This is a genomic window from Brevibacterium senegalense (assembly GCF_000285835.1).
GTDB lineage: Bacteria > Actinomycetota > Actinomycetes > Actinomycetales > Brevibacteriaceae > Brevibacterium > Brevibacterium senegalense.
In genome coordinates this window covers 531,213-546,049 of sequence record NZ_HE978600.1, presented here as the reverse complement: position 1 = coordinate 546,049, position 14,837 = coordinate 531,213, and the positions used below count along the sequence as shown (strand labels likewise).

Below are 14,837 nucleotides of genomic sequence, written 5' to 3'. Positions count from 1 at the left end.
TGTCCGTTGTAGCGGCTGCGGCGGATATGGCGGCAGGGGTTTCGGCGGGATGCGGTCGCTTTCGAGGCTGTGCGGCAGGATCTGGACGGATTGGCTGTGAAGCGGATGAATCGGGTCGGATCGGGTCGAATCTGGGAGGCTGTGAAGCGTCGTCGTGCCGGCCCGGTCGAACTGGACTAGTCCAGTTCGACCGGGCGCGATTTTTCTGGGCGCTGCGGGGGGAGATGGACACGGGGCGCGGGGTGTCCTGTGGGTCGTTGTCAGAAAAAACGGGCTGGCTGGTCACTGCATTTCTCCCGTTCCGGTGAGCCGGTCGAACCGCCGATGAATCTCGTCAAGCATTTCTTTCGATCCGATTTGATTGACTCGCGATTCTTCGTGAATGTTCGCGACGATTGAACTCATGACTGACAACGCAGCGACTTCGAGACTTGGAATGTCTTGCGCGTCATGTCTCAAGTGTTCTTTGACAAGTGCTGACACGTTGACGCTGGAGACGATGTGCTGCGCAGTGCCGATGAGTTTCCTCGGTTCGTCGTATCCGAGTGGCGCAAGCCGGAGCCGTAGCATTGCCAGCGCCAGCGGCGTGCTGGCTGCGGTCACCGCGTCTGGCCACGAGTCCGTGGAGTCCTGCCTTGCTGGCTTGGTACTACTGGTAGTCCCGTGTATCTGGACTAGTCCAGCCGGTCGATTTGGACTAGGGGCAGGACTAGTCATTGGACTAGGGGTCGGACTAGTCCACGGGGGTGCTTCATTCGGTGTATCTGGACTAGTCCAGCCGGTCAGCCAGGGGGCGGCGTTAGCAGCGTCGAGCATGTTGAGCTCACCGCTGAGAATGTCATCGCTGGCGGCAATCAATGAGGTCTTTGCCCATTCTATGACGAACTCATCCATAGTCATCGACAATTCCTGGCCTGCGAGGTTATCGACAGCCGGCAGCGTGATTACATACGGATTTGTTCGCGCGCGCTGAAACGTCTGGCACTGAATGATTGGCGGACGCCAGCCCTTCCACCCGCGTAGAGACTTTCGGTGCGTAGTCAGGTGATTCTTTCGTATTCCTACCCTGCGCGCGTATTGTGCCTGCGAAATAGCGAAAATGCCGTCTTTATCGGCGGCGGCTATTGCGTCGAACATCATGCACCGTTCGAGGTTGGTCATCCACCCTTCGGGGATGAGCGACAGCGCCGCCGCGCGGTGCGCCTGCCCTGCGCGCCACTCAGGCCCGCCGTTGTGCAGAGGGGGCGGGGTCAGCACGAGGCCACCGGCTTTCGTCTCCCGTACGAGGCCCTTGGCCTTGAGTGACTTGACGGCATCGCGGAATGTGTCGTCGTCAATGCCTGCCCACTTCGCGAGCAGGGCGTGGTGCGTCTGAGTCCCGCGCCTGCCGACACTCTTGGGGTACGTGTCGAGCGCGATGACTCGCAGGGCTGCGCGTTCGGAATGGATGAGTCGAATCGTCTGCGGCGCACCAGCGGCATCGGGCATGTCGAGGCCGTCGAGTCCGACGACGCGCGAGTACAGCGGGCGACTGCCGTTCGCATTGAGCGCGCCGGGGAACGGTTCGCGCGGTATCTCTTCGTGCTGCGGCGCATCATGCATCGCGGCCAGCGAGAGGTCCAACGGTGGCGGGCACCGCGTGGGTGTCGATGAGGTCTGCCAGCGCAGCCACGGGGATGACGCGGGAGCGCCCGAATCGCAGGCGGGGCAGGTCGCCGCTGCGGGTCAGTTCGTCCACGGTGTTGCGGTGCAATCCCAGGACGGCGGCCGCGTTGTTGAGCGAGATGTAGACCTCACCGGTGGGCATCGCGGTTGCTTCGCCTCGGTGCGCGGGTGCTTCGGGATTGAGCGCGTCGAGATAGGCCGTGACGGTCGAGCGGCGGATGAGGACGCGAGGCCCGATGCGGATGCAGGGCATCGCACCGTCAGCGATCCACCGGTCCAGTGTCTTAGTCGCGCGGTGGAAATGGGCTGCGGCCTCGGGGCGGCGCAGCAGCGTGTAGCGGTCGGGCAGGTCGCTGGGCTTGACCAGTCGGGTATGGGTTTGCACGGTTTCGTCTCCGTTGTCCGCCTGCGAGCGGAATGGGAGGGTCTACCGGTGCGGAGTCAGGGCAGCGTGTGCGCTCTCAGCAGGCGGTCACGAGGACAGCACGACGAGCACCTGGCACCGGTGGTGCCGATGCTGGGGGTGCTGCGGTCAGCGTCGAGGTCGTCAGCGCCTCGAGCGTTGGGGGCGGCGGGTGCTGCGTCCACGCTGTGACAGCCGCTATTGCCAGGGCAGTGAGTTCTGCGGCCAGCAGCGTTGCGGCCAGCACCGCTGTCGTGCGGTCGGCGGCCTCGGCTGCGCGACGCTCGAGCAGTTCGGCAAGGTGCACTGCGAGTAGTTCGGCTGCGGTCGCGCTTCGGGCGACTCGGGACTTGCGCAGTTCCACGAGAGCGAGAGCGATATCGGCGTCCGTGAGCCATTCGAGGTCGTCGTCTTCGAGGCTGTCGAGGTCGCTGCGGAGGTCGTCGGCTTCGGCCAGTGTGGAGCCGTGGGGCGTGACGATGTGCTCGGCGTGACGGGCTGCGAATTCGTGGGCATCCTCGAGCGCATGTGTGGCGTGCACGGCAGACAGCAGCCAGTGTGCGCCTCGGGATTCGCGGTGCCGTCGCAGGACGGCCAGCGGGTGGTCTGGCGGGAGCGTCGGGGCGCGACCGGTGACGGGAGCGCTGGCAGCGGTGCCAGCGGCGCGGTCGTCCGCGCGTGTCCTGTCATCGGTCGTGTCCATGTCCGTGAGTTTGCCACGAGGCCCGGACATGGCTACAGCCTTGCGTGCCGTGAGGTGACCCGAGGTGACCCGAGGTGACATGTGGCCGCAATAGTGCCGCATGACGCAGTGTGATGCAGTTAGCCGAACGACGACGGCCGCACCGTGGGGTCACGGTGCGGCCGTCTGTCTGTGGAGAGCAGGGCGCGGAACGGTCGCGGTCTGTGCGGCTAGTTGAGGCGCAGCGCGGCCATGGCTGTGACCTTGGATGCGTCGCTGACCTGCGTGTATATCTGCGTGCTGGTGATTTGGTCATGCCGCATGAGTTCCTGCACTGTGCGCAGGTCTGTGCCTGCGTTGAGCAGTTCGGTGCCATACCAGTGGCGCAGTTGGTGGGCGGTGCCGTCTATGCCTGCGCGGTTCATCGCACGGCCGATGGACTGACTCACCGAACGGGCTGCGACCGGCCCGCTGCGCGTGGATGACGGGAACCAATAGTCGTCAGTGGGCATGGTCGCTGCGGCCTCGAGGATGACGGCGTGGGCGGGCAGTATTGCGGGCTTGAGTCCTTTGCCCGTGACGCGCAGCGTCCCGCGCTCAGGGTCGAGGTCTGAGCCTCGGAACTTGGCTATCTCATGCACGCGCAGGCCCGCGAATGCGGCGAGCAGGACCATGGTGCGGGTGCGCTGGCGCTTGCAGACCTCGAGCAGCCGGGTCAGTTGTGCGGAGTGAATCGGCCGGGGCATGTAGCGCGGCCGCTTGGGCGCGGGCACGCGGTCCATGGGATTGACCGCGATGAGGTTCTGCAACAGCGCCCACCGGAAGAACGCGCGAAGGTGGGTTGCGTAGGTCGAGCGGGTCGCGTCGCTTATCTCACGGCGCGAGAGGAACGTGACGATGTGCGCCGTCGTGACCTCGAGCGGTCGGACTTGGTACTCGTCGCACATGCTGCGCATGGCGCTGAGCCGTTCCGCGATGGTCCGTTCTGAGAGCGCACCGGCTCTCTGCCAGCCTGCCCATAACGTGAGCACTTCGGCGTTGGCAGGCGGTGTGAACGGGTGAATGGTGGTGAGTGTCTGCGTCATCGTGCGGGCCTTTCGAGTAGGTGGGCGGTCACGGCGGCGTGGGCCGCCTCGAGTGCTTCGGCATGGGTGCGGGTGTGTGCAATGGTCGCAATCGCTGGGGTGAGCCGTCCGTCGTCGCGGGCGCGGTAGAGCCACACTGCGGTCCATCCGTTCGCAGCCCGGTCGCGGTAGACGTAGGCCGGGGCGCAGACGCCGATGAGGTCGCGCAGGTGCGGGATCGCATGGTCGAGGACGACGCGGCGGGCGGCAGCGTCGTGGGGCGGGATGGTGAACGTCATCCGGTGGTCTCCGTTCGCGGGGCAGTGGGGTGCTCGAGGTCCGCACGGTCCTCGGCTGCGCGGCGGTCGAGTTCGGCGGCGGCCTCGGCACGCAGTCGCGTGTAGTGCCTGGCGAGCCTCGAGCCGGTGAGGTCGAGCAGGCCGCGCAGGGCGGTGGTGGACATGCTGCGCACGGCGTGTGTGGACATGGGGTGCTCCTGTCAGGCGAGGGCGGCCAGGTGGCCGCGTCGAGTCGAGTAGCGGGCCACGGCTGCGCTCGAGGCGGTGGGGGCCTCGAGGTGGTTGGGCGTCGTCGTGCCGGTGGCAGCGGCGGCCTCGGCCGGTGGGGTCGGCTGCGGGTCGGGATCGGCCGGTGGTGCCAGCAGTGCGTCGAGGCGGTCGGCCAGGGCGCGGTCGCGGTCGGCTGCGGCGTGCTGGTAGATGGACGCGGCGCGTGCGGTCGAGTGGCCGATGCGGGCCTGCAACTCGGCCTGTGTCGCGCCGGCCTGCGCTGCGAGTGTCGCGCCGGTGTGGCGCAGGTGGTGCCACGTCACGTCGTGCCGGTCGATGCGGGCACGGGCGGTGCGCATGAGTGACGAGCGCGCAGACGCGGTGACGGCCTTGCCGCTCGAGGTGGTGAACACCAGCGCGCCGTCGGTTGCGGCTGTGTGCGTCTCGAGATGGTCGGCCAGCGCGGCGGCGATGGTCGCCGGCAGGTTCACGGTGCGGCGGCCGGCGGCGGACTTCGGCGGGCCGAATGCGACCGGCTGGCCGGGGACTTCGACCAACGTGCGGGTGACGGTCAGCGTGCCGGCGGTGGTGTCCACGTCGGACCGGCGCAGCGCGAACAATTCGCCGGGGCGCAGGCCCGACCACGCGGCAACGCGGACGGCGGCGCGGTACCGGTCGGGCATCGCGACGGCGAGCCGTTCCACGTCATCGGCGGCCAGGGGCTTGCGTTCGCGGTGCGGCGCGGTGGCTGCGCCCTTGACGTGCGCGGGGTTGGACGGCAGCAGGCCGTCGTGGACGGCTTGGGCGAGGACGGTGCGCAGCAGCCGGTACGCGCCGGCGGCGGCCGTCCGGCCGGCGTTGTCGTCATCGCCAGCGGTCGGGTCGGGCGTACCGGCTGCGGTCCACGCTCTCAGCACGCCGTCTGGGATGCGGCCGGTGGCGGGCACCGGCAGGCCGATGCTGCGTGCCCACAGTCGGGCCGGGTGGCCGCCGCGTCGGCTGGCACCGCGCGTGCGCTGTGCGAGGGCGTCGTGCCGGGTGTGCTCGAGCAGGGCGGTGTGCCACGAGCGGATGAGCGAGGGCGTGAGCGCGGACAGCGGCAGCGGCGTGAGGTCGATGCGCGAGGTGATGCCGACGGCGCGCAGCAGCCACAGAGCGGCGGTGCGCTGGTAGAGGTCGAGCGTGCGCGGGCGCAGCCTCGAGGCGGCGTGCTCGAGGTACGTGCGGACGTACTCACCGAACGGTGTCTGCGTCGGGGTGACGGTCAGGGCGTTGCCGGCCAGCAGTTCGGCGTGCACGCGGGTGAGGTAGTCGCGTGCTTGCCGGTCGCTGTCGAACGTCTTGGGGGCGGTGTGCCGGGAACCGTCCGGCAGCGTGTACCGGGCGCGGTAGCGACCAGACGGCAGGCGGGTGACGGTGCCGAACTCGGCACGGCGGCCGCGTGAGCGGGGGCGCTTCGTGGTCATGGCGGTGTCTTTCCGAGACTCGGCCCGACCGACTTAGGTCACGTTAGGTCACGCGGGGCACGTTTCGACGCCATTTCGCGTGCCTACCAAATAGAACAACACCGCTGTGACCAGCGGTGTTGTCGTGGAGGGGATGACGGGAATCGAACCCGCACCATCAGTTTGGAAGACTGAGGCTCTACCATTGAGCTACATCCCCGAACAGGGGTCAACTGTAGTGGAAGCCCGGTCCCTGCGCAAAACGACAGTGCAGTCCTGAAGCGCCGTCCGGGGCAGTGCGCGGGACGACGTCGCCGGTGGGCTACGATGATTGGGGTCACGGGCTGTAGCGCAGCTTGGTAGCGCATCTGCTTTGGGAGCAGAGGGTCGCAGGTTCAAATCCTGTCAGCCCGACCGACTGGGATCCCGCCTCATCGTTCACTCCGATGGCGCGGGATTCCTCCGTCGCCGGGCCCGTGCGACCACGGCCCGCACGCCCGCCGCGGTGCAGAACAGGATGAGTGCGAGTGCGCTCGTGATGAGGAGATTCGGGCCCTCGGGGTCGCCGACGAGTGCCAGCAGGAGGCGTGACACGGCGAACGACGCGAGTGCCAGGATGATCAGGACCACGATCCTCATGGCGGCACGGTAGCAGGGCAGGCTCCCGGATCGACGTGACTGTGCTGTCCCTGCGGTGCATGACAGCGCTGTCCCTACAGTGGGGGTCATGATGAGTCCTCCGGGCGGCCTGATGGGCGTTCCGCCTCCACGCCCGGCCCGCCGCGGCGTCGCGCCGCTGCGCGACTTCCCGACCGTCGTCTGGCTCTGCATCGCCGGCGTCGTCGCCGTCCTCCAGCCCTTCATCATCGAGTCGACGTGGCTGCTGGTGCACCTCGCACTGCTGGGCGCGCTGAGCCACGCGATGTTCGCGTGGAGCACCTTCTTCGCCCAGGCACTCCTCAAGACGCCGGAGTCCGCCGACCCGCCCCCTCTGCAGGCCCTGCGCTTCCTCCTCCTGGCGGTGGGTACGGCCTGCGTGGTCGTGGGCGTTCCCGTCAGCGCGTGGTGGCTGGTCCTCGCCGGCGCTCTCATCGTGGCCGCCGCCGTGCTCGTCCACGCCGCGGCGATGCTCCGTCGGCTGCGCGCGGCCCTGCCCGGTCGCTTCACGGTCACGGTCCGGTACTACCTGGCCGCGTCCGTCTGCATGCCCGTGGGCGCGGCGTTCGGCGTGCTCCTGGCGCGGTGGCCCGCCAGCGAGCTCTTCGGCCGCCTCCTGCTGGCCCACACCGTCACGATGCTGCTGGGCTGGGTGGGTCTCACCGTCGTGGGCACGCTCGTGACGTTCTGGCCCACCCTGCTGCGTACGCGCGTGCACCCGCAGACCGCGCGCCGGACGCAGCAGGCGCTGCCGGTCCTGCTGGCCGGCATCGCGCTCATCGACGTCGGCGCCCTCGCGGACGTCCGCCCCCTGGCCGTCGCCGGCCTCGCCGTCCACCTGTGCGGTGCCGTGTGGTGGGGGAGCACCCTGCTGCGGCCCGTCCTCGCAGCCCCGCCGCGGCGGGCCCCGGGGGTCTTCGCGGCCTCGGCGCTGGTGTGGGGCCTCGTCCTGCTCGTCTCCCTCCTCGTCCACGTCCTGCGCGCGGACTCGTGGGGCCACCTGGCCGCCGGCTACCTCCCGCTCACCCTCGTCGGCGTGCTGGGCTTCGCCCTCCAGCTGCTGACCGGTGCGCTGTCCCAGCTGGTCCCCACGGTGCTGGGCGGCGGTCCTGCGGTGCGCGCGGCCGTCGACCGCGAGTTCGATCGCTTCACCCTGCTGCGGTGGGCGCTGCTGAACGTGGGACTCGTGACCGCGCTCCTGCCCGTCCCGGGGTCCGTGCGGCGCGTGGCGTTGGGCGTCGTCCTGGTGACCGTCCTGTCGCTCGTCCCGATCCTGCTGCGCGGCATCGTCGTGGGAGTCCGCGCGAAACACGCGTGACATCTTTTTCGCGGAAATGCTCAAAATGAGCGCGTCTGCGGCTAGGATCGGCTCAACCCACGGGGCGCCGCGCCGGACCACCGACCTCCGCCCCTCCCGACTCACCCACCAGGAGGCCGGCCGTGTCGGATCCTTCAGCGCGTCCCGTCACCGCAGCACAGGCTGCCGCAGCACCTCAGCCCGCCCCCGCAACGCAGCCCGTCGCACCGGCGCTCATCGAGCGCACCGGCATCGAGGTGATCGACGAGTCGCAGCGCACCGCCAAGCCCCACGACCTCTTCTGGCCGTGGTTCGCCGCGAACGTCTCCGTCTTCGGCATGAGCTACGGCTCGTGGATCCTGGACTTCGGCATCTCCTTCGTCCAGGCCACGATCGTCGCGGTCATCGGCATCATCGTGTCGTTCGGCCTCTGCGGCCTCATCGCGATCGCCGGCAAGCGCGGCAGCGTGCCCACGATGGTCCTGTCCCGCGTCGCCTTCGGCGTCCACGGGCAGAAGCTGCCGGGCATCGTCTCGTGGCTCACCTCGATCGGGTGGGAGACGATGCTCGCGATCACCGCGGTGCTCGCGACCGCGACCGTGCTCTCCACTCTGGGTCTGGCCTCCGGCACCGGCGTCCTCGTCATCGCGGCCATCGCGATCGCGGCCCTCATCGTGGCCGCCTCCGTGCTGGGCTATCACACGATCATGAAGCTGCAGTCCGTCCTCACGTGGCTGACCGGGGCGATGACGATCGTCTTCATGGTGCTGACGATCCCGCACATCGACATGGCCGCGGTCCTGGCCCAGCCGTCCGGCACCGGCCAGCAGGTGACGGGCGCGCTCGTCATGGTCATGACCGGCTTCGGCCTGGGCTGGATCAACATCGCCGCCGACTGGTCCCGCTACCAGCGCCGCGACACCCCGGATACGACCATCGTCCTGTGGAACACGATCGGCGGATCCGCAGCGCCGGTCATCCTCGTCGTGTTCGGCCTCCTGCTGGCCGGCTCCGACGACGACCTGCGGGCCGCCGTGGGCGACGACCCCGTGGGCGCGCTCGCCTCGATCCTGCCGCTGTGGGCGCTGCTGCCGTTCCTGCTCACCGCCGTGTTGGCGCTGGTCTCCGGTGCGGTCCTGGGCATCTACTCGTCCGGCCTCACCCTCCTGAGCCTGGGCATCGACATCCCCCGCCCGCTGGCCGCCGCGATCGACGGCGTCATCCTCACCGTCGCGACCATCTGGGTCGTGTTCTTCGCGTAGTCGTTCATCGGCCCGTTCCAGTCTTTCCTCATCACCCTGGGCGTGCCGCTGGCCTCGTGGGCCGGCATCCTCATCGCGGACGTGCTGACCCGCAGGCTTCCGTATGACGAGGCGGCCCTCTTCGATCCGGCCGGCCGCTACCGCTCGACGGACTGGATCTCCGTCTCCATCATGGTCGTCGCCTCGTTCGTGGGCTGGGGGCTGGTCGTCAACGGGTTCGCCGACGACGCCGCCTGGAACAACTGGCAGGGCTACCTGCTGGGCCCGCTGGGCGGCCGGGACGGCGCCTGGGCGTACGCGAACCTGGGCGTCATCGTCTCGCTCGCCCTGTCCTTCGTCGTCGCCCTCCTCCTGCGCCGCGGCCGCATCCGCCGGCAGGAGGGAGCCGCGGCATGAGTGGGCAGGTGGTCCCGCACGCCGCCGCCGAGGCCCCCTGGCTGGTGGTCATCGATCCCCAGGTGATCTTCGCGGACCCTGCGTCAGAGTGGGCGTCGCCGGAGTTCGACGCCGCGATGACCGTCATCGAGCGGGCTGCCCCCGCCTTCGACGGGCGGGTCGTCGTGACGCGGTGGCTGCCCACCGCGCAGCGGGCGACGGGGGAGGGCTCGACCACCTCGTGGACCGACTACTTCGAGGCCTGGCCCTTCGCCGACCGACCCGCCGCTGATCCGCTCTACGACCTGGTGCCGCGCGCCCGCGCGCTCACGGACCGGCCCACCGTCGACGAGCCCACCTTCGGGAAATGGGGAGACGGCCTGCGCGCCGTCGTGGGGGAGGCGCCGCGGATCGTCCTCACGGGCGTGTCGACCGACTGCTGCGTCGTCGCGACGGCCCTGGCGGCGGCGGACGCCGGCGCGCATGTCGAGGTGCTGACGGACGGCTGTGCGGGCTCGACGGCCGACGACGGCGCCGCGGCCCTGCGGATCATGGGATTGTTCGACCCCCAGATCCGATTGCGGACCTCAGCGGATCTGGCCTGACCCACGGACCCCGCACTTCGCCGTGGCGGCCGCCGCGTCGACCTGCACCGATGTAGGCTCGAAGTCCGGACGGCAGTCCTGACACCACAACGGAACGGGGAGACTGCGAGCCATGGGACGACGACTTCACACGACCGCGACGGTCGGAGCGATCACTGCGCTCCTCGTCCTCACCGGTTGCGGGGGAGACCCCCTGTCCGGCGGTGACGCCACCGACGGCGGCGACGGCGGACCGATCGTCGTCTCCAGTGCGAACTTCACGGAATCGGAGATCATCGGCAACCTCTACGCCCAGGCGCTCGAGGGTGCGGGGCTGGAGGTCGAGACCTCCTTCAACATCGGCTCCCGCGAGGCCTACGTCCCCGCCCTGGCCGACGGGTCGATCGACGTGATTCCCGACTACACCGGAAACCTGCTCCTCTTCCTGGACCCCGAGGCCGACGCCTCGTCCGAGGACGCGATCAGCTCCGCACTGCCGGACGCGCTGGGTGAGCAGGACCTCGTCGCCCTCACGGCCTCGGAGGCGGAGAACAAGGACTCGCTGGTCGTCACGCAGGAGACGGCCCGGGAGTGGGACCTCACGACGATCGCGGACCTCGCCGACCACAACGACGAGCTCACGATCGCGGGTCCCCCTGAGTTCGCGGAGCGGGCCGTGGGGCTGCCCGGGCTCGAGGAGTCGTTCGACATCGTCCCGACCACGTTCGAGCCGATCTCCGACGGCGGCGGTCCCGCGACCGTCGCCGCCCTGGTCGACGGCGACGTGAGAGCTGCGAACATCTTCAGCACGAGCCCCGCGATCAAGACCGAGGACCTCGTCGTCCTCGAGGACGAGACCGGTCACTTCCCCGCCCAGAACGTCGTCCCCATCGCCCGGGACGGCCGTCTGTCCCCGGAGGCGCAGGACGCGCTGGACGCGGTGTCCGCAGAGCTCACGACCGAGGACCTCATCGACCTGAACCTGCGGGTGTCCGGCGACGAGAAGGCCGAGCCCGCCACGGCCGCCGCGGACTGGCTGGAGGAGCGCGGCCTGGCCGGCTCATGAGCGGAGCCGGCGCATGATCGAGTTCCAGGGGGTGTCCAAGACCTACGGGGACGGCACCCGAGCGGTCGACGGCATCGACCTCGAGATCGAGGCCGGTTCCCTCACCGTGTTCGTGGGCCCCAGCGGCTGCGGCAAGACGACCACCATGCGGATGATCAACCGGATGGTCGAGCCGACTTCCGGCCGCGTGCTGGTCGACGGGACGGATGTCCGCGATGTCGCGCCGGTGACGCTGCGCCGGTCGATGGGCTACGTCATCCAGGGCGCCGGCCTCTTCCCCCACCGGACCGCGGTCGACAACGTCGCGACGACGCTGCGTCTGGCCGGCCTCCCGCGCGGCGAAGCCCGGGAGAGGGCGCAGGACGCGCTGCGGCTCGTGCGGCTGCGGCCGGAGCTCGACGAACGCTTCCCCGCCGAGCTGTCCGGCGGCCAGCAGCAGCGGGTGGGCGTGGCCCGCGCGCTCGCCGCCGACCCGCCCATCCTCCTCATGGACGAGCCGTTCTCGGCCGTCGACCCCGTCGTGCGGGCGGAGCTGCAGCAGGAACTGCTGCGCCTGCGGGAGACCCTGTCGCAGACGATCGTGTTCGTGACCCACGACATCGACGAGGCCCTGCTCCTGGGCGACCGGATCGTCGTCTTCGGCCCGGGCGGCACGATCCACCAGCACGCGGATCCGCAGACGCTCCTGGAGCGCCCTGCGGATCCGTTCGTCGCGCAGATGGTGGGACGCGACCGCGGCTTCCGGTCCCTGGGGTTCCGCCCCGCCGCCCTCGAGGTCCTGCCCCTGGAGCCGGCCGCGGACGACGGGACGGCGCCGGTGCCGGGCGCCGTCGACGGCTGGCGACTCACCTGCACGGACGACGGCCGTCCCACCGCGTGGGTCCGGGGCGATGAGCGCATCCCCGCGGGGGAGGGCTGGCGCGTGGGCGACGGACTGCGGCAGGCGCTCGACGCCGTCCTGTCGTCCCCGACGGCAGCGGCGCATGCGGTCGACGACCACGGGGCGGTCACGGGGTGGATCACCCGCAGCGCCGTGCTGGCCGCCGTCGACGCGGCCCGTGACCCGTCATGATCTGGCTGCTGGAGAACCCCGATCCGTTCTGGCCCCTCCTGGCCGAGCACACCGTGCTCTCCGTCCTGCCCACCCTCCTGGGCCTGCTCTTCGCACTCCCCGTGGGCGCCGCGCTGCGCGGCCGCCCCCGCGCCCGCGCACTCGCCGTCCTCATCGCCGGCATCCTCTTCACGATCCCGTCCCTCGCGCTCTTCGTCGTGATCCCGGGCATCCTGGGCACGCAGATCCTCGACCCGCTCAACGTCGTCCTCGCCCTGACCCTCTACGCGCTGGCCCTGCTGGTCCGCGCCGTGCTGGACTCCCTGGACGGGGTCCCGGTGGCCGTCCGCTCCGCCGCGCAGGCGATGGGGTACGCGCCCGCCCGCCGGATCGCCGCGGTGGAACTGCCCATCGCGCTGCCCGTCCTCATCCCCGCCCTGCGCGTCGTGCTCGTCACGAACGTGTCGCTCGTGTCCGTGGGCGCGGTCATCGGGATCGGGGGACTGGGCCGGCTCTTCACCGCCGGATACCAGCGCAGCTACCCGGACCAGATCCTGGCCGGCATCATCGGGACGGTCGTCCTGGCGCTCGTCCTCGACCGGCTCCTCGCGCTGGTGGGCCGCAGCCTCACCCGCTGGGACCGGGCCGGCAGGACCGCGGCATGACGGCCTCGGCGGCGACTGCGGCAGCGGCGGGCACCGGTCTCGACACGGCTCTCATCCTCACACGGGTGGGGGAGCACCTCGCGTACTCCGGGCTGGCCGTGGGGATCGCGGTCCTGCTCGCGGTGCCGGCCGGCCTGCTCATCGGGCACGCGGGGCGGGGAGCCTGGATGATCGCCGGAGCGAACGCGCTGCGCGCGCTGCCCAGCCTGGGCCTCATGACGCTGCTGGTCCTGCTGCTGGGAGCCGGCCTCATCCCGCCCACGATCGCGCTGGTGCTCCTCGCGATCCCGCCCGTCCTGTCGCACACGGCCGCGGGGATCGCGACGGCGGACCGCGCCGCCGTCGACGCGGCGTACGCGATGGGCATGACGGGGCGCCAGGTGCTGCTGCAGGTGCGGATCCCCGTGGCCCTGCCGCTCATGGTCGCGGGCCTGCGCTCCGCGGTGCTGCAGGTCGTCGCGACCGCCACGATCGCCGCGTTCGTGAATCTGGGCGGGATCGGCCGGTTCATCTTCGACGGGCTGGCGGTCCGCGACTACGACCGCGTCGTCCTGGGCGCGGTGCTGGTCGCGGGACTCGCACTCGTCCTCGACGGGCTGCTGGCCCTCGTCGCCAGAGCGACCGCTCCGGGCCGGGTGCGGGGTCTGCGAGCGCGGTCCCCGCAGGGATCCGCGCGCCCCTGATTCTGCAATCGGTCGCCTGGGTGAGTACTATTGCGCAGGATGTGCGGTCGGCTGTGCCCGGCCGCAGATGATACCGGTACGCGTCCGTCCGCTCCGCAGTCTGCTGCACGGCTCGGCCGCCGCCCCGCACTCCGCAGCAGACAACGAGAGGGAAACTGTGAAGAGCTCCGTCGAGACCATCGACCCCACCCGGGTCAAGCTCAGCATCGAGGCGCCCTTCGCCGAGCTCAAGCCGAGCGTCGACGAGGCCTATCGCGAGATCGCGAAGCAGGTGAACGTCCCGGGCTTCCGCCGCGGCAAGGTCCCCTCCCGCATCATCGACCAGCGCGTGGGCCGCCCCGTCGTCCTGCAGGAGGCCGTCAACAACAGCCTGGACGACTTCTACCGCGGTGCCCTCACCGAGCACGACCTGACCCCGCTGGGCCAGCCCGAGGTCGAGGTGCAGGAGGTGCCCGGTCTGGACGGCAAGGACGAGGGCGACCTCAAGGTCACCATCGAGGTCGACGTCGCACCCGCCGTCGAGCTGCCCGCCTACGACTCGATCGAGGTCGAGGTCGACAGCGTCGAGGTCACGGATGAGGACGTGCAGCAGCAGCTGGACGAGCTGCGGGAGCGCTTCGGCACCCTCGTGTCCGTCGACCGCCCGGCGGCGAAGGGCGACTTCGTCACCCTCGACCTGACCGCGAAGATCGACGACGAGCAGGTCGACGACGCCTCCGACATCTCCTACGAGGTGGGCTCCGGCTCCATGCTCGAGGGCATGGACGAGGCGCTGGACGGCCTGTCCGAGGGCGAGGAGACCACCTTCGAGACGACGCTGGCCGGCGGCGAGCACGCCGGTGAGACGAGCTCCGTGACCCTGGCGGTCAAGTCCGTCAAGGTCCGCGAGCTGCCGGAGGTCGACGACGAGTTCGCCCAGCTGGCCTCCGAGTTCGACACGGTCGAGGAGCTCCGCGAGGACCTGCGCACGCAGGCGGCGGAGAAGAAGGAGTTCGACCAGGGCGTCGAGGCCCGCGACAAGGTCCTCGAGGCGCTGCTGGAGCGCATCGACCCGCCGGTCCCGTCCAAGGTCGTCGAGGACGAGGTGCACCGTCACCTCGAGGGCGAGAACCGCCTCGAGGACGACGAGCACCGCGCCGAGGTCACCGAGGAGACCACCCGCAACCTCCGCACCCAGTTCGTGCTGGACGCGGTCGTGAAGGCGGAGGGCATCGAGGTGTCCCAGCCGGAGCTCATCGAGTACATCATCAACGCCTCCCAGCAGTACGGCATGAACCCCAACCAGTTCGCGCAGATGCTGGACCAGCAGGGCCAGGTGCCCGCACTCATGGGCGACGTCGCCCGCCGCAAGGGCCTCGCCGAGGTCCTCGCCGGCGCGATCGTCAAGGACCCGGAGGGCAACGTCATCGACATGACCGCCTTTCACGAC

The 14,837-nt window shown here is 70.0% G+C and carries 15 protein-coding genes, 2 tRNA genes and 1 pseudogene; 9 read left to right on the top strand and 9 right to left on the bottom strand.

Features of this window, described 5'->3' with window-relative positions; translation table 11 throughout:
* Nucleotides 1-282: 282 nt before the first annotated feature.
* The 8 genes from HGBR_RS19765 to HGBR_RS02550 all read right to left on the bottom strand — a co-directional run bounded on the left by HGBR_RS19765 (nucleotide 283) and on the right by HGBR_RS02550 (nucleotide 5,988).
* Nucleotides 283-1,602 carry a hypothetical protein gene (locus HGBR_RS19765; RefSeq protein WP_147522135.1) on the bottom strand — a complete coding sequence of 440 codons (1,320 nt, stop codon included), beginning with the start codon at nucleotides 1,600-1,602 and terminating at the stop codon, nucleotides 283-285.
* A complete protein-coding gene (locus HGBR_RS02580) occupies nucleotides 1,595-2,050 on the bottom strand; it encodes a helix-turn-helix domain-containing protein (protein WP_019157764.1) in 456 nt (151 codons plus the stop codon). The genes HGBR_RS19765 and HGBR_RS02580 overlap by 8 nt, the downstream gene beginning before the upstream one ends.
* 76 nt (nucleotides 2,051-2,126) lie before the next feature.
* Nucleotides 2,127-2,771, bottom strand: a complete 645-nt coding sequence (locus HGBR_RS02575) for a hypothetical protein (RefSeq protein WP_019157763.1) — start codon at nucleotides 2,769-2,771, stop codon at nucleotides 2,127-2,129.
* Nucleotides 2,772-2,980: 209 nt separating this feature from the next.
* Nucleotides 2,981-3,835, bottom strand: coding sequence for a tyrosine-type recombinase/integrase (locus tag HGBR_RS20485; RefSeq protein WP_161601832.1), 855 nt, complete (start codon nucleotides 3,833-3,835; stop codon nucleotides 2,981-2,983).
* The gene (locus HGBR_RS20135; RefSeq protein ID WP_019157761.1) at nucleotides 3,832-4,113 is read right to left on the bottom strand and encodes a hypothetical protein; all 282 of its coding nucleotides are present in this window, start codon (nucleotides 4,111-4,113) and stop codon (nucleotides 3,832-3,834) included. The genes HGBR_RS20485 and HGBR_RS20135 overlap by 4 nt, the downstream gene beginning before the upstream one ends.
* Entirely contained in the window at nucleotides 4,110-4,301 is a 192-nt protein-coding gene (locus HGBR_RS02560; protein WP_019157760.1) for a hypothetical protein, read from the bottom strand. The genes HGBR_RS20135 and HGBR_RS02560 overlap by 4 nt, the downstream gene beginning before the upstream one ends.
* Before the next feature lie 12 nt (nucleotides 4,302-4,313).
* Nucleotides 4,314-5,789, bottom strand: a complete 1,476-nt coding sequence (locus tag HGBR_RS02555; RefSeq protein ID WP_019157759.1) for a tyrosine-type recombinase/integrase — start codon at nucleotides 5,787-5,789, stop codon at nucleotides 4,314-4,316.
* 125 nt (nucleotides 5,790-5,914) lie between these two features.
* Nucleotides 5,915-5,988 (bottom strand) — tRNA-Gly (locus HGBR_RS02550).
* 120 nt (nucleotides 5,989-6,108) lie between these two features.
* Here HGBR_RS02550 and HGBR_RS02545 point away from each other — a divergent pair.
* Nucleotides 6,109-6,182 (top strand) — tRNA-Pro (locus HGBR_RS02545).
* Between the two features lie 24 nt (nucleotides 6,183-6,206).
* On the opposite strand, the gene HGBR_RS02540 is transcribed toward HGBR_RS02545, so the two are convergent.
* Complete coding sequence (locus HGBR_RS02540) at nucleotides 6,207-6,407, bottom strand: hypothetical protein (protein ID WP_019157758.1); 201 nt, start codon at nucleotides 6,405-6,407, stop codon at nucleotides 6,207-6,209.
* A gap of 88 nt (nucleotides 6,408-6,495) precedes the next feature.
* Here HGBR_RS02540 and HGBR_RS16120 point away from each other — a divergent pair, with 88 nt between their 5' ends.
* From HGBR_RS16120 to tig, 8 genes and pseudogenes are all read left to right on the top strand, one after another.
* Entirely contained in the window at nucleotides 6,496-7,743 is a 1,248-nt protein-coding gene (locus HGBR_RS16120) for a hypothetical protein (protein ID WP_147522133.1), read from the top strand.
* 215 nt (nucleotides 7,744-7,958) lie between these two features.
* Nucleotides 7,959-9,380 (top strand): annotated as a pseudogene (locus tag HGBR_RS16115) (purine-cytosine permease family protein).
* Complete coding sequence (locus tag HGBR_RS02525) at nucleotides 9,377-9,964, top strand: cysteine hydrolase family protein (RefSeq protein WP_051013264.1); 588 nt, start codon at nucleotides 9,377-9,379, stop codon at nucleotides 9,962-9,964. Before HGBR_RS16115 ends, HGBR_RS02525 begins: the two are co-directional and overlap by 4 nt.
* Before the next feature lie 112 nt (nucleotides 9,965-10,076).
* Complete coding sequence (locus HGBR_RS02520; RefSeq protein ID WP_019157753.1) at nucleotides 10,077-11,009, top strand: ABC transporter substrate-binding protein; 933 nt, start codon at nucleotides 10,077-10,079, stop codon at nucleotides 11,007-11,009.
* A 13-nt stretch (nucleotides 11,010-11,022) separates the two neighbouring features.
* Nucleotides 11,023-12,081 carry an ABC transporter ATP-binding protein gene (locus HGBR_RS02515; RefSeq protein WP_019157752.1) on the top strand — a complete coding sequence of 353 codons (1,059 nt, stop codon included), beginning with the start codon at nucleotides 11,023-11,025 and terminating at the stop codon, nucleotides 12,079-12,081.
* Nucleotides 12,078-12,725 carry an ABC transporter permease gene (locus HGBR_RS02510; RefSeq protein WP_019157751.1) on the top strand — a complete coding sequence of 216 codons (648 nt, stop codon included), beginning with the start codon at nucleotides 12,078-12,080 and terminating at the stop codon, nucleotides 12,723-12,725. Before HGBR_RS02515 ends, HGBR_RS02510 begins: the two co-directional genes overlap by 4 nt.
* On the top strand, nucleotides 12,722-13,408 hold the full coding sequence (locus HGBR_RS02505; RefSeq protein ID WP_019157750.1) for an ABC transporter permease: 687 nt from the start codon (nucleotides 12,722-12,724) through the stop codon (nucleotides 13,406-13,408). Before HGBR_RS02510 ends, HGBR_RS02505 begins: the two co-directional genes overlap by 4 nt.
* A 157-nt stretch (nucleotides 13,409-13,565) precedes the next feature.
* On the top strand, nucleotides 13,566-14,837 hold a 1,272-nt coding region (gene tig / locus HGBR_RS16110; RefSeq protein ID WP_019157749.1), incomplete at its 3' end, for a trigger factor.

Coding starts and splice junctions, on each gene's coding strand:
- HGBR_RS19765 (WP_147522135.1), bottom strand. CDS start 1,602: ATGCATGATGCGCCGCAGCACGAAGAGATACCGCGCGAACCGTTCCCC.
- HGBR_RS02575 (WP_019157763.1), bottom strand. CDS start 2,771: ATGGACACGACCGATGACAGGACACGCGCGGACGACCGCGCCGCTGGC.
- HGBR_RS20485 (WP_161601832.1), bottom strand. CDS start 3,835: ATGACGCAGACACTCACCACCATTCACCCGTTCACACCGCCTGCCAAC.
- HGBR_RS20135 (WP_019157761.1), bottom strand. CDS start 4,113: ATGACGTTCACCATCCCGCCCCACGACGCTGCCGCCCGCCGCGTCGTC.
- HGBR_RS02560 (WP_019157760.1), bottom strand. CDS start 4,301: ATGTCCACACACGCCGTGCGCAGCATGTCCACCACCGCCCTGCGCGGC.
- HGBR_RS02555 (WP_019157759.1), bottom strand. CDS start 5,789: ATGACCACGAAGCGCCCCCGCTCACGCGGCCGCCGTGCCGAGTTCGGC.
- HGBR_RS02540 (WP_019157758.1), bottom strand. CDS start 6,407: ATGAGGATCGTGGTCCTGATCATCCTGGCACTCGCGTCGTTCGCCGTG.
- HGBR_RS16120 (WP_147522133.1), top strand. CDS start 6,496: ATGATGAGTCCTCCGGGCGGCCTGATGGGCGTTCCGCCTCCACGCCCG.
- HGBR_RS02525 (WP_051013264.1), top strand. CDS start 9,377: ATGAGTGGGCAGGTGGTCCCGCACGCCGCCGCCGAGGCCCCCTGGCTG.
- HGBR_RS02520 (WP_019157753.1), top strand. CDS start 10,077: ATGGGACGACGACTTCACACGACCGCGACGGTCGGAGCGATCACTGCG.
- HGBR_RS02515 (WP_019157752.1), top strand. CDS start 11,023: ATGATCGAGTTCCAGGGGGTGTCCAAGACCTACGGGGACGGCACCCGA.
- HGBR_RS02510 (WP_019157751.1), top strand. CDS start 12,078: ATGATCTGGCTGCTGGAGAACCCCGATCCGTTCTGGCCCCTCCTGGCC.
- HGBR_RS02505 (WP_019157750.1), top strand. CDS start 12,722: ATGACGGCCTCGGCGGCGACTGCGGCAGCGGCGGGCACCGGTCTCGAC.